Source organism: Ruegeria meonggei (assembly GCF_900172215.1).
Taxonomy (GTDB): Bacteria; Pseudomonadota; Alphaproteobacteria; order Rhodobacterales; family Rhodobacteraceae; genus Ruegeria; species Ruegeria meonggei.
Map to the genome: position 1 here is coordinate 309,757 of NZ_FWFP01000005.1, position 12,808 is coordinate 322,564.

A 12,808-nucleotide genomic window follows, 5' to 3' on the forward strand; every position below is an offset into this window, starting at 1 on the left:
AGAGACGAAATGGAGCCTGACATGACCCACCCCCTCTGGTTCGATCCCGGCCTGTGCCTGATTGGCGGCGCTTGGGTGAAACCTGCGTCACAACAGGGCTTGTCGCTGATCAACCCCTCAGACGGGTCCGAGATTGCCCGGATTGCGCGGGGGCAGGCCAGCGACATAGATGCCGCCGTCACTGCGGCTCAATCAGCGCTGTCGGGCGACTGGGGTCGCAAAACCGCGCTGGAACGCGGGCGTATCCTGACGCGGCTGGGTCGGATGGTGCTGGAACGGGTCGATGATCTGGCGGCGCTTGAGGCGATGGATGTCGGCAAGCCGCTGACCCAGGCGCGGGCGGATGCGGTGGCCCTGGCGCGGTATTGCGAGTTTTACGGCGGTGCGGCGGATAAGGTGATGGGCGAGACGATCCCGTATCTGGACGGCTATACCGTCTATACCCTACGCGAACCGCATGGGGTGACGGGCCATATCGTGCCGTGGAATTACCCGATGCAGATCATTGGCCGCTCGGTCGGGGCGGCGCTGGCGATGGGCAATGCCTGTGTGCTGAAACCAGCGGAGGAGGCCTGTCTGACGGCGCTGGCCTTTGCCCATCTGGCGCAACAGGCCGGTCTGCCCGCCGGGGCGCTGAATGTGGTGCCGGGGATTGGGGCCGAGGCCGGCGCCGCGCTGTCGGCGCACCCGGGCGTGCAACATATCTCGTTCACCGGGTCGGTTGCCACCGGCGCGCTGGTGCAACAGGCGGCGGGGCGCAATGTGGTGCCGGTGACGCTGGAGCTGGGTGGGAAATCCCCGCAACTGGTGTTCGACGATGCCGATTTGGATGCGGCGCTGCCGTTTCTGGTGAATGCGGGCATTCAGAACGCCGGCCAGACCTGCTCGGCCTCATCCCGCATTCTGGTGCAGCGCGGGGTGTATGAGCAGGTCAAATCCCGCATGGCCGACGCTTATGCCGATCTGACCGTTGGCCCGGCGCATGAGGATTTGCGCCTTGGCCCACTAATTTCGGCCCGGCAACAACAGATCGTGACGGGGTTTTTGGCCAAAGGAAGTGATCTCAGCATCGCTGGTCAGGGGAGGATCGTCGATCATGCGCCTGCGGGCGGGGCCTATGTCCGGCCGACCCTGTTTGCTGATGTGCCCCCGGATCACGTGCTGGCGCAGGATGAAATCTTTGGCCCGGTTCAGGTTCTGATCCCCTTCGAAACCGAGGAAGAGGCCGTACAGATTGCCAATTCCACCGAATACGGTCTGGTTGCCAGCCTTTGGACCCGCGACGGCGCACGGCAGATGCGATTGGCGAAACAACTGCGCTCGGGTCAGGTGTTCATCAACAATTACGGCGCAGGGGGCGGAGTTGAACTACCCTTTGGCGGGGTCGGCAAGTCCGGCCATGGCCGAGAAAAGGGGTTTGAGGCCCTGTATGGCTTTTCACAGGTCAAAACTGTGGCCGCCCACCATGGTTAGAGCCTAAACGATCACCTCGATCGGTTCTTGCGCGCCGACGTGGAACACTCGTTTATAGCGGTCAATCTCACTGGTTGGACCCATCGCCTTTTCCGGGTTGTCCGACAATTTCACAGTTGGGCGGCCATTGGCCGAAACAGCCTTGCAGACCAGCGAAAACGGTGCCAGCGCGTCATTCGGTACAAGCCCGCGGAAATCGTTGGTCAGCAGCGTGCCCCAACCAAACGAGACGTTGGTGCGACCGGCAAACTGGCTGTGCAGTTCGCGGATCTTGTCCACGTCCAGCCCGTCGGAAAAGATAACCCGCTTCTGGTTCGGGTCCTCGCCGCGCGACTGCCACCATTTGATGGCGGTTTCCGCCCCGGTGGCCGGATCGCCGCTGTCGATGCGAATTCCGGTCCAGCCCGCCAACCAGTCGGGGGCGTTGTCCAGAAACCCCTGCGTGCCATAGGTATCGGGCAGGATGATGCGCAAATTGCCGTCATGTTCGTCGTGCCAGTCGCTGAGGACATCATACGGCGCCTGGGCAAGTTCGGCGTCAGTGTCGGCCAAGGCAGAGTACACCATGGGCAATTCATGGGCGTTGGTGCCGATCGCCTCAACCTCGCGCCGCATGGCAATCATGCAATTCGAGGTGCCGGTAAAGGCTGAACCCAGCCCTTCCATCATCGCTTGCACGCACCAGTCCTGCCAAAGGAAGGAATGCCGCCTACGGGTGCCGAAATCGGCAATGCCCAACCCGTCAATACCGCGCAATTGTTCGATCTTTTCCCAGACGCGGGTCATCGCACGGGCATACAGCACCTGCAGCTCGAACCGGCGCATGTCGTTCAACACTGCGCGGGACCGCAGTTCCATCAGTACCGCCAGCGCGGGAATTTCCCACAGCATGACTTCGTGCCACTTGCCCTCGAAGGTCAGTTCGTACTGATCGCCCTTGCGTTCGAGGTGATAGGGCGGAAGGCGCATATTCTCGAACCATTCCATAAAGTCCGACCGAAACATCTGTCGTTTGCCATAGAACATATTGCCGCGCAGCCAGGTGCTTTCACCCCGGCTGAGGCTGAGCGTCCGGATGTGATCGAGATGCTCACGCAGTTCGCCCTCATCAATCAATTCAGCCAATGGAATGTGATTCGACCGGTTGATCAGGGAAAAAACCACATCTGTTTGGGGCTTATTTCGAAACACTGACTGGCACATCAGCAGTTTGTAGAAGTCCGTGTCGATCAAAGACCGTACAATTGGGTCAATCTTCCATTTATGATTGTACACGCGTGTCGCAATATCGACCATGGGGAACTCCTGCGATTTCCGTTGTTAGATCAATAGGTGCGTGGAATGGCAAGAGTCGCTAGATTGAAGACAATGACAAGGTCAGGTCACAAATCGAGCATATTATGTGATCTTTTCACCGGTTAGTGAAAAGAAGGGATGGAAGCGTAAGGTTAATTCAGTGAATGGTTTTCGAGTACGACTTTGATATTGTAGCTATTGCTCCGGATGAGGTGGATCCCGAACACGGCGTTGCGGCCGTGACCGGAAACCGTGCCGTGCGAGCATGGTTTCGCGACATTCGAACCGTTCAGGCCTTGCACAGCGCATCCCCAAAGATTCGTCGGATTTTTGTGGATTCGGGGTTCAGCCTTGAGACCCACAGTAGCGGTCTGCCGCATGGGCTCTACCTGCCCGAAGACGCCGTCGACCGGGAACGCATCTTAAAGCGCCTGTTTGCGAACATCCGTAATATGGGCGTCCAGGGCGAGTATTTCGGCGAATTCGATATCTGGCAATTTCTCGATGATGTAAAACAGGCACGTCCCGAGCCTGAAATCACTACCAATATCGTTGATCAGACGGTCGCAATGCGGCAGCCGCACGCATCCACTACGAAAAGACGCTCGGTTCAATGGCGCATTGGAATTGCGCTGGGTCTGGCTGTGATGGTGATTGCGATTCTCAGGTTTCTGGCTGCGGCAGGTGCCACACCTTAGACCAGGGTAACGCCCGATTCGCGCATTGCCGCTTGCGCAGCGACCAGAGACCCTTCTAGGTCGATTGCCCTGCACGCCCCCATTCGTACAGTGACGTCAAACCCCAGGCGCGCCGCGTCCACTGCTGAGAAATGGACGCAAAAATCCGTCGCCAGCCCGACCATCGTCAGCGTGCCAATGCCCCGCGTTCTCAAATAACCCTCTAGCCCAGTAGGCGTGGTCTGGTCGTTTTCAAAAAAGGCCGAATAGCTGTCAATCGTGCCTCGGAACCCTTTGCGAATGATCAGGTCGCCATCGGTGCGCAGGCCGGGATGAAATTCCGCGCCCTTGGTGCCTTGCACACAGTGGTCCGGCCACAAAACCTGCGGGCCATAGGGCATCTCGGTCATGTCATAGGGACTTTTTCCGGTGTGAGAACTGGCGAAAGAGGAATGCTGGGCCGGGTGCCAGTCCTGGGTCAGAACAACGGCATCGAAATCGGGCATCATGGCGTTGATGGGGGCCACAATCTCATCCCCGCCCGGGACGGCCAACGCGCCCCCGGGGCAGAAATCGTTCTGGACGTCGATCACGATCAGGGCGTGGGTCATAGGGGCCTCCATCTTTTGCACTATGGGTAGGCGGCGGGGACGGGGGCGTCAATGCGGTCTCTTGCGCCTCTGCGCTGGCGGGTTTAGACCGCGCGCATGTATACGATCGCTGCTCTCTATCACTTCACCCGTTTTCCGGATCACGCTGCCTTGCGGGACCCTTTGCTGGCGTTATGCCACGCGCAATCGGTCAAAGGTACGCTGCTGCTGGCGCAAGAGGGGATCAACGGCACTATCGCCGGGCCCCGCGCCGGGATCGACGCCGTTCTCGCGCATATCCGCGCCTTGCCCGGTTGCGCCGACTTGGAATGGAAAGAGGCCACCTCGGACCATCCACCATTTGGCAAGATGAAGGTGCGCCTGAAGACCGAGATCGTGACTATGGGCCAGCCAGATGTCGATCCGCGTGCGCGGGTTGGAAATTATGTGGATCCCGCACAATGGAATGACCTGATCCGGTCCGATGATGTGGTGGTGATCGACACGCGCAACGATTACGAGGTGGCGATAGGTACGTTCGAGGGCGCGTTAGACCCTGAAACTGCCAGCTTCCGCGAGTTCCCAAGCTGGTGGGAAGAGAACAAGGACCGCTTTCACAACAAGCGCGTCGCCATGTTCTGCACCGGTGGAATACGGTGTGAAAAATCCACCAACTACCTGCTGGGGCAGGGGGTCGAAGATGTATACCACCTCAAAGGCGGCATTTTGCGATATCTCGAGGAAATGCCCGTCGAAGACAGCGCCTGGCAAGGCGAGTGTTTTGTGTTCGACAACCGCGTGTCGGTGGGTCACGGGCTGGTCGAAGGTCCACACAAACTGTGCCATGGATGCCGTCGCCCGATTCTGCCCGAGGATATGAAACGCCCCGACTATGAGCACGGCGTGACCTGTCATCGCTGCGTGGATGAGACATCAGAGGCCGACAAAGCCCGGTTCCGGGAACGTCAGAAACAGATCCTGTTGGCACGCCAGCGTGGGCAAGAACATCTGAGCGCAGAGTAAGCGCAATGTCCCGCAAGCCCACGACTTTGGAAGAATGGAAATCAACTCTGCTGGCGGCCGTTGGCATGGTTGTCGCCAGCTTTCTGGCCTGGTTCGTGCTGTCGCGCCTAAGCGAGGCAACCGCCGGGGACACCATTGGCACGTTTGCATCGGTCGGGCTGGTTCTGTGGGTGGTCTCGCAATCGTGGTTCTACATGACGCAGGTAAAGTCGCCGCGTCGCCTGCTGTTTCTGATGGGCATTTCCTTTATCCAGGTTGTCCCGTTCCTGTTTGCCGCCGTGTATGGCGCATTTGGGTACACAGATAATTGCGTGTTCGGGGCGCAGAGACCTGCTGATGTCTTGTATTTCTCGTATGTCACTTTCACTACGGTTGGATATGGCGACATGTCCCCAACCGGTCTGTGCCGGGCGCTGGCCGCAGCCGAGGCTGTGACGGGCTATATCCTGCTGGGTATGTTTGTGGCTGCAGCTGTGGCGCTGTATTCACGCAACCACGGCCATAATTAGACACTGATACAGGGCTATTTGTTCTGATCTATCCAGCGCGACATCATTTGTTTGTCGCGAAAACACTCGGATGGGATCGGGCGCCGTTTGCTGCGCGAGATGCGCTCGGCGAATGCGACCTGTTTGCCAGTTGGATAATTTGCAAAAGGGGATGGATCGTCAGGCTTATGCGCCGATATCCACGCGGACATGGATTGACGATCGCGCCGCGCCTCGACCGGAATTTCAAGCGCGGATTGTTGCGCGATCGCGTGAGCATACCGCATCTGCCGGTCGGTGACTGGCAGCAAGTGATAGTCATTTATCGGGCCGCCTGGGGCGGAATTTCGCAAGCTCTGGGCCATCGGGTGATCCTCTGACTGTTTAGAACATAAATAGAACATTAACCGCTTTTTTTCAAGAGGGCGCCCGGCCGGCTGGGCAAAAGCCTGCCAGTTTCAACGTTTATTGACTGATCAATCAATAAACGCTAAATGCGAAACAGACTGTCCCCGCGCCCAGGCATTCCAGCGCAGATAATAAAGAGGACCCGGCATGAAGTTTCAGCCCAAGGCCAGCCATTTCATCAACGGCGCATATGTCGAAGATACCAGCGGCACCCCCATTGATGTCATCTATCCGGCCACTGGCGAGGTTATAGCAAAGCTGCATTCTGCCACGCCAGGTATCGTAAATCAGGCTCTAAGCAGTGCAAAAGCGGCACAATCCGAATGGGCTGCGATGTCGGGTACCGAACGGGGTCGCGTTCTGCGTCGTGCCGCCGATATCATGCGCGACCGCAATCGCGAGCTGTCGATTCTGGAAACCTATGACACCGGCAAACCATTGCAGGAAACGTTGGTGGCCGATGCGACCAGCGGGGCAGATGCGTTAGAGTATTTCGGAGGCTTGACCGCCTCACTCACCGGTGAGCATATCCCGCTGGGCGGCGGTGACTTTGTTTATACCATTCGCGAGGCGCTGGGCGTCTGTGTCGGCATCGGGGCTTGGAACTATCCAACCCAGATCGCCTGTTGGAAAGGGGCTCCGGCGCTGGCCTGCGGCAACTCGATGGTGTTCAAACCGTCCGAGACCACGCCCCTGTCTGCCCTGAAAGTTGCTGAGATTCTGATTGAAGCGGGCGCACCCAAAGGCGTCTACAATGTCATTCAGGGCTATGGTGATGTGGGCGCATCGCTGGTGACAGATCCACGCGTGGCCAAAGTGTCGTTGACCGGGTCGGTGCCCACTGGCCGCAAGGTCTATGCCGCAGCCGCCGATGGCATGAAGCACGTCACGATGGAACTGGGCGGCAAATCCCCGATGATCGTGTTCGACGATGCCGATATTGAAAACGCGGTTTCGGGCGCGATTTTGGGCAATTTCTATTCCTCGGGTCAGGTCTGTTCAAACGGCACCCGCGTGTTCGTGCAAAAGGGCATCAAAGACGCTTTCCTTTCCCGTCTGTCCGAACGTCTGTCCACCGCGAAAATCGGTGATCCGCTGGATGAAGAGGTCAATTTCGGTCCTATGGTCAGTGAAAACCAGATGAAGATCGCGCTGGCTTACATTGAAAAGGGCAAATCGGAAGGCGCATGGCTGGTCTCTGGCGGTAACCGGGTCGATGGCGAAGGTTATTACATGCAGCCGACGGTTTTTGCCGATGTAACCGATGACATGACCATCGCCCGCGAGGAAATTTTTGGCCCGGTCATGTCCGTGCTGGATTTTGACACCGAAGAAGAGGTTCTGGCCCGCGCCAACGACACTGAGTTTGGTCTGGCCGCTGGCGTGTTCACCAATGACCTAACGCGTGCGCATCGCATCGTGGCAGGTTTCGAGGCTGGCACCTGTTACATCAACACTTACAACCTCGCTCCGGTTGAGGCCCCGTTTGGAGGGTCGAAAATGTCCGGCGTTGGGCGCGAGAACTCGAAACTGGCAATCAACCATTTCAGCGAGATGAAGACTGTCTATGTCTCGATGAACGATGTTGAGGCGCCCTACTGATCAAAACCGGCCCTTCAAACTCTGATTCCGACACTCCGCGTCGGGAACAGAGTATAAGACCGCTTTGACCTGTGGCTGAATTTCCTGCACGGGTGCCCCACACGCGCCCGGCAACAGGAGGTCAAGCCCATGAAAACCCACGCACAGGCCGTTGTGATTGGAGGCGGGCTAGTCGGTTGCTCGATCCTCTACCATCTGGCCAAGCTTGGTTGGACCGATGTGGTCCTGCTGGAACGCGATGAGCTGACCTCGGGCTCGACCTGGCATGCGGCGGCTAACATTCACGGGTTGCACGACAACAACAACATCACCCGCATCCAGCATTATACGATGAACCTGTATAAAGAGCTGGAGAAGGAAACCGGGCAGGGTTGCGGCGTGTTTCAATCCGGTTCCCTCTATCTGGCGCAAACTGAGGACCGCGAACATCAACTGCGTCTGCAGGAAGCCAAGGCCAAGTTCTATGGCCTGAACTTTTTTGAAGTCAGCCGCGAACAGGCGATGGAACTGCACCCGCTGGCGCAGTTCGACGATATCCGCTGCATCATGTTTGAACCCGATGGCGGCAATGTCGATCCGTCTGGCGTGACCATGGCCTATGCTGCTGGTGCCCGTGCGATGGGCGCCACGGTTGAGAGGTTTTGCCCAGTAATAGGGACTGAACAACAAACTGACGGATCCTGGATCGTGCGCACCGAAAAGGGCGAAATCCACACGCAATGGGTGGTGAATGCGGGTGGTCTGTGGGGCCGCGAGGTGGCCGCGCTGGCCGGGATCGAACTGCCTTTGCAACCGACCGAGCATCAGTATTTCGTCACCGAAACCATCGACGAGGTCGCCAATCTGGGCCGTCGCCTGCCCTCAATCGCCGACCGGGATGGTGAATATTACTTCCGGCAAGAGGGCAACGGCCTGCTGATTGGTGCCTATGAAAAAGACATGCGGTTCTGGGCTGAAAACGGCACACCGCTGGATTTCGCCCATGACCTGTTCCCCGATGACTTGGACCGCATCATGGAAAACGTCATACGCGCGACCGAACGCGTGCCGGTGGCCGCCACCGCGGGGGTTAAACGGGTGATCAACGGACCGATGATCTGGTCACCCGACGCGAATGCGATCTGGGGTCCAGTCCCGGAACTGCGGAACTATTTCTGCTGTACCGGCATCATTCCGGGCTTTTCGCAGTCCGGAGGTCTGGGCCTATTGTCGGCGCAATGGATGATTGAAGGCGAGCCGCAATACGACATGTTCGCCTGGGATCTGGCGCGGTTTGGGGATTGGGCGGACAAGGCCTTTACCAAATCTCGGGTCGAGGACGCCTATACCCACCGCTTTGCCATACATTTCCCGAACGAAGAACGCAGCGCCGGACGCCCGGCCCGCCTTCGCCCGGCCTATGAAATGCAAAAAGACATGGGATGCGTCTTTGGCCTGAACTGCGGCTGGGAACATCCGTTGTGGTTTGCGGAACAGCCTCACATGGTTGAGACCAACGGCTTTACCCGCCAGAACTGGTGGCAGCCGGTGGGCCAAGAAGCCCGGATGCTGCGTGAGACCGTCGGCATCATCGACATCTCAAACTTTGCCAACTACGTGGTCAAAGGACCGGGCGCGTATGACTGGCTGGATCAGCTGGTTGCCAACCAGGTGCCGACCCAAATCGGCCGATCCTGCCTGACACCGATGATCTCGGTTCGTGGCGGCGTGGCGGGCGATTTCACCATCACCAAGGTTGCAGACGACGAATACATGATGATCGGGTCCGGCATGGCCGAACGCTATCACCAACGGTTCTTCAACATGGTCGATCTGCCGGCAGGAACCACATTCGAAGTGGCCACCAACCGGATCGCCGGTTTCAACGTTGCTGGTCCAAAGTCCCGCGATCTGTTGCAACGGCTGACCAATGCGGATCTGTCCAATGATGGTTTCCGCTTCATGCGGTCCCGCACGATTGATGTCGCAGGCATAACCTGTCTGGCCATCCGCGTCAGCTTTACCGGAGATCTCGGGTGGGAGCTGCACTGCGCCGAAGCCGATCAGATCAGGCTCTATTCCGAGTTATTGGAGGCCAGCAAAGCGTTCAACGGCGGCCCCGTCGGCGGCCGTGCGTTGGGGTCGTTGCGCATCGAAAAGGGTTATGGGTCGTGGGGTCGCGAATATTCTCAGGAATACTGGCCGCACGAGGTCGGACTGGACGGTTTGATCAAGCTGGACAAGGAATTCCTGAACAAGGACGCTTATCTGGCCATCAAAGACACCCCCCCGCGCGAAGTTTTGTCGATCTTTGAGGTTGCGGTAAATGAGGCCGATGCCTCGGGTGGTGAACCGATTTTCACCCCTGACGGCACGCCGGTCGGACGTGTGACATCAGGGGCGTATGGGTACTCGGTGGGGAAATCTCTGGCGATTGGTTATGCCGATCCAAAGGTCGCGCAGTCCGGCGATACCGTTGAGGTGTTTATCCTGGGCAAGCCGCATAAGGCCAAATTACTGGCTGAGCCGCCGTTTGATCCGGCAGGCCATCGCCTGCGCGGTATCAACGCGCCGGTGATGGAACCTGTCAAATGACCGATACTTTTGACCGCGTCGCCGAATTTGCTCTGAACCGTTCCGCGGATACCATGCCCGACAGCGCCAAAGAGGCCGCAGCGCTGATGATGCTGGACACGATGGGCATTTTGATCGCTTCGGGTCCGATGCAGGCCGGAGTGATCGCGCGCGACACAGCGGCGCTGCTATATGCCAGCACTGATCCAAATTATGGCACGCGGATGATGTTTGATGGTCGCGCGGTCAGTCTGGCGGGGGCGGTCTATGCGGCGGCAACGCAAACCGACAATCTGGACGGGCATGACGGTTATAACCCAACCAAGGGTCATATCGGCGTTGTGGTTCTGCCGACGCTGATCGCACTTGCTGAACATCGTCCTGCCCTGACCGGCCCCGAGGCGCTGGCCGCGGTGATTACAGGATATGAAATCGCCGGACGAGCCGGCTTGTCGCTGCATGCCTCCGTTAGCGGCTATCACACCTCAGGTGCGTGGAATGCGTTGGGCGTTGTGGCCATGGCGGCCCGGCTGCGCGGACACACGCCCGAGCAATTGCGGCAGGCTATGGGGATTGCTGAATATCACGGCCCGCGCAGCCAAATGATGCGCGAAATTGCGAACCCGACGATGCTGCATGATGGGTCGGGATGGGGTGCGCTGGTGGGCGTGTCCTCTGCCATTCTGGCCGAGCGCGGGTTTACCGGCGCCCCCGCCATCACCATAGAGGCCGCAGCGGCAGCCCCGCATTGGGACGATCTGGGTCAGTTTTGGCAGGTCGAACATCAATATGTGAAACCTTACCCAATCTGTCGCTGGGCCCATGCCGCCATCGACGGGGTTCGCACGGTGATGCGCGACAATGATTTGACCCACGCTCAGATCCGGTCAGTTGACATCAACAGTTTCCACCAGGCCGCCTGCCTTTACGCAGGGCTGCCCGATACAACTTCGCAAGCCCAGTATTCCCTGCCTTTTGCTGTTGCGGTTCAGGCCATTTATGGCCGGATCGGGGTCGAACATATCTCAGGCACTGGTTTGGCCGACCCTGCAGTGGCGGATTGGCTGACTCGTATTCGCGTAGCCGAAAGCGACCGCCACACCCGGCGTTTTCCGCAGGGACGTTGGGCGGATGTTACCGTTGTCACCACCGATGGGCGCGTGTTTGAGTCGGGCGACGTCAATGCGCGCGGCGGTCCCGAAGCGCCGATGAACCGCGATGAGGTCATCGGCAAATACACAGAATTTGCGGCCCCGGTGGTCGGTTCAAACCGTGCCGATGCGATCCGCAAGACCATCCTCGGCTGGGTCGACCCCGACACGCGGTATTCTGACCTGTCAAATTTGATCTTTGACGGCCCAGAGGTGTGATGCTGCCTGGACCCGGACAAAGCCACTCTCCCCGGTTAGCGGAGATCTGCCCTGTTACTCCTGCCCCAGTGTCGCGAATAGGTCGGCAATCCTTTGTCGCGTTTCCGCGCTGTCCTGAAGCAGCTGCGTCGCGTCTGCCAAGGGCTTTTCAGGTAGCCGAGACGGCAAAGCCATCAGGCCTTGGGTGGCCTGCATAACCCGGCCGTATTTCAGGTCATCCAACGCGTCGCCCTGATCAGGCTGATCCGCCAGCCAGAACAACCTGTTCGCCGTATCCAATTGCCCCAAATTGTGCAACAATTCGCCCGCTGCACTGAACTCTCGCGTCGCCATCAGTGCTTCGACACGCATCGATACCGCCGTGGCCGAGAGGTCATCGTCCAGTTCCAGGATGGCCTGATGCGGGCGCTGATCCAGCAGGGCCGCTTTTGCGCGCAGCCGGGCTCGCTCTCCCCTTCGGAGCCTGTCTTGTGGACGTTTTGCCAAAGACAGGGTCTGTTTCGAGAACCCCAGCGACGACAACCTGTCCGCCACAGCAATGGCAGAATCTGTCGTCAGTGCCTGAGACGACCTGGGCGGCAAAGTCAAAACACGCCGCAGAAACGTCTCGTCATCGGCCCGTTCGGTCAGGATCAGCACCACACGATTCAGCGCCTCCGCGTTTTCAGCTTCCATCGGCAGGTCTGTTGCCAAATCCATCGCGGCATCAAATTCCTGCCCCAGGCTCAGGGCAAGGGTATGGGTTCGCCGCATCACCGGGCCAATGTTGGATCTGCGAAACTCAACCGTGTAGGATTCGGCCAGGTCGATCTCTTGCGCAGACACGGCACCGCGGTCGGTCCAGCGCTTGTCGACCAGACGTGCCAGCGCCAGCGGGGCTTCCAGCGCCGCCCCTGATGCAGAAAGTACTTCGGTTAGCAGGGCCTCGGTCCTTGGGCCATTCCCCTCGACCTTGGCAACTTTGGCCTTGGACTGGGTTACGGCCGGGCTGGTCTGGGTTTTGATCCGGTCAACCGACCGCAAAACACGGCGGGCAGCCTCAAGTTTTTGCGCTTTTACGAAAAGGTCCGAAAGCCCGGGCCCCACGTGTCGACGCAGATGATCCGGCAGGCGCGCAAATGCCTGTTCAATAGCGATCAGGTTGGCATCGTCCCGTAGGTTGCCTTCAGTCAACGAGGCCCATAACGCGACGTCGCTATCGCAACGCTGGAGGTCCGCGAACGGGTTATGGTCTGTCAATGGATCCTTATCCAGCACCCGGGCAATGGCCGCAATCCGGTCCGTTTCGGACGTCTTCTCTCCTAACAACTCAAGCGCCCTTAGGGGCC

At 58.8% G+C, this 12,808-nt stretch carries 11 protein-coding genes; 7 read left to right on the forward strand and 4 right to left on the reverse strand.

The features are described 5' to 3' along the window. Nucleotides 1-21: 21 nt before the first annotated feature. Nucleotides 22-1,473: an aldehyde dehydrogenase family protein gene (locus RUM8411_RS10555; RefSeq protein WP_085822645.1), complete on the forward strand. Its 1,452-nt coding sequence runs from the start codon at nucleotides 22-24 to the stop codon at nucleotides 1,471-1,473. A gap of 3 nt (nucleotides 1,474-1,476) precedes the next feature. Here the strand turns inward: RUM8411_RS10555 and pncB are convergent, their stop codons facing one another. After that, the gene (gene pncB / locus RUM8411_RS10560; protein WP_085822646.1) at nucleotides 1,477-2,769 is read right to left on the reverse strand and encodes a nicotinate phosphoribosyltransferase; all 1,293 of its coding nucleotides are present in this window, start codon (nucleotides 2,767-2,769) and stop codon (nucleotides 1,477-1,479) included. 164 nt (nucleotides 2,770-2,933) lie between these two features. Between pncB and RUM8411_RS10565 the strand changes: the two genes are divergently transcribed. Then, entirely contained in the window at nucleotides 2,934-3,467 is a 534-nt protein-coding gene (locus tag RUM8411_RS10565; RefSeq protein WP_085822647.1) for a hypothetical protein, read from the forward strand. Here RUM8411_RS10565 and pncA read toward each other — a convergent pair. After that, nucleotides 3,464-4,057, reverse strand: coding sequence for a bifunctional nicotinamidase/pyrazinamidase (gene pncA, locus RUM8411_RS10570; RefSeq protein ID WP_085822648.1), 594 nt, complete (start codon nucleotides 4,055-4,057; stop codon nucleotides 3,464-3,466). The genes RUM8411_RS10565 and pncA overlap by 4 nt on opposite strands. Nucleotides 4,058-4,153: 96 nt before the next feature. Between pncA and trhO the strand changes: the two genes are divergently transcribed. Together trhO and RUM8411_RS10580 are read left to right on the forward strand one after the other, a co-directional pair. After that, nucleotides 4,154-5,059, forward strand: coding sequence for an oxygen-dependent tRNA uridine(34) hydroxylase TrhO (trhO, locus tag RUM8411_RS10575; RefSeq protein WP_085822649.1), 906 nt, complete (start codon nucleotides 4,154-4,156; stop codon nucleotides 5,057-5,059). A 5-nt stretch (nucleotides 5,060-5,064) separates the two neighbouring features. Continuing rightward, nucleotides 5,065-5,568: a potassium channel family protein gene (locus RUM8411_RS10580; protein ID WP_085822650.1), complete on the forward strand. Its 504-nt coding sequence runs from the start codon at nucleotides 5,065-5,067 to the stop codon at nucleotides 5,566-5,568. A 14-nt stretch (nucleotides 5,569-5,582) separates the two neighbouring features. Here the strand turns inward: RUM8411_RS10580 and RUM8411_RS10585 are convergent, their stop codons facing one another. Continuing rightward, a complete protein-coding gene (locus tag RUM8411_RS10585) occupies nucleotides 5,583-5,912 on the reverse strand; it encodes a hypothetical protein (protein ID WP_085822651.1) in 330 nt (109 codons plus the stop codon). A gap of 190 nt (nucleotides 5,913-6,102) precedes the next feature. On the opposite strand from RUM8411_RS10585, the gene betB reads away from it, so the two are divergent. The 3 genes from betB (at nucleotide 6,103) to RUM8411_RS10600 (ending at nucleotide 11,480) form a co-directional block, all read left to right on the forward strand. Next, a complete protein-coding gene (gene betB, locus RUM8411_RS10590; protein ID WP_085822652.1) occupies nucleotides 6,103-7,557 on the forward strand; it encodes a betaine-aldehyde dehydrogenase in 1,455 nt (484 codons plus the stop codon). A gap of 129 nt (nucleotides 7,558-7,686) precedes the next feature. Beyond that, on the forward strand, nucleotides 7,687-10,131 hold the full coding sequence (locus tag RUM8411_RS10595; RefSeq protein WP_085822653.1) for a GcvT family protein: 2,445 nt from the start codon (nucleotides 7,687-7,689) through the stop codon (nucleotides 10,129-10,131). After that, nucleotides 10,128-11,480, forward strand: coding sequence for an MmgE/PrpD family protein (locus RUM8411_RS10600; protein ID WP_085822654.1), 1,353 nt, complete (start codon nucleotides 10,128-10,130; stop codon nucleotides 11,478-11,480). Before RUM8411_RS10595 ends, RUM8411_RS10600 begins: the two co-directional genes overlap by 4 nt. 54 nt (nucleotides 11,481-11,534) lie before the next feature. Here the strand turns inward: RUM8411_RS10600 and RUM8411_RS10605 are convergent, their stop codons facing one another. Beyond that, nucleotides 11,535-12,788, reverse strand: coding sequence for a hypothetical protein (locus tag RUM8411_RS10605; protein ID WP_200818568.1), 1,254 nt, complete (start codon nucleotides 12,786-12,788; stop codon nucleotides 11,535-11,537). Between the last annotated feature and the right edge of the window lie 20 nt (nucleotides 12,789-12,808).

What these genes read in the sequence shown, in the direction of transcription:
- RUM8411_RS10580 (WP_085822650.1), top strand. Translation starts at nt 5,065, where the DNA reads ATGTCCCGCAAGCCCACGACTTTGGAAGAATGGAAATCAACTCTGCTG.
- pncB (WP_085822646.1), bottom strand. Translation starts at nt 2,769, where the DNA reads ATGGTCGATATTGCGACACGCGTGTACAATCATAAATGGAAGATTGAC.
- trhO (WP_085822649.1), top strand. Translation starts at nt 4,154, where the DNA reads ATGTATACGATCGCTGCTCTCTATCACTTCACCCGTTTTCCGGATCAC.
- RUM8411_RS10565 (WP_085822647.1), top strand. Translation starts at nt 2,934, where the DNA reads ATGGTTTTCGAGTACGACTTTGATATTGTAGCTATTGCTCCGGATGAG.
- pncA (WP_085822648.1), bottom strand. Translation starts at nt 4,057, where the DNA reads ATGACCCACGCCCTGATCGTGATCGACGTCCAGAACGATTTCTGCCCC.
- RUM8411_RS10585 (WP_085822651.1), bottom strand. Translation starts at nt 5,912, where the DNA reads ATGGCCCAGAGCTTGCGAAATTCCGCCCCAGGCGGCCCGATAAATGAC.
- betB (WP_085822652.1), top strand. Translation starts at nt 6,103, where the DNA reads ATGAAGTTTCAGCCCAAGGCCAGCCATTTCATCAACGGCGCATATGTC.
- RUM8411_RS10555 (WP_085822645.1), top strand. Translation starts at nt 22, where the DNA reads ATGACCCACCCCCTCTGGTTCGATCCCGGCCTGTGCCTGATTGGCGGC.
- RUM8411_RS10595 (WP_085822653.1), top strand. Translation starts at nt 7,687, where the DNA reads ATGAAAACCCACGCACAGGCCGTTGTGATTGGAGGCGGGCTAGTCGGT.
- RUM8411_RS10600 (WP_085822654.1), top strand. Translation starts at nt 10,128, where the DNA reads ATGACCGATACTTTTGACCGCGTCGCCGAATTTGCTCTGAACCGTTCC.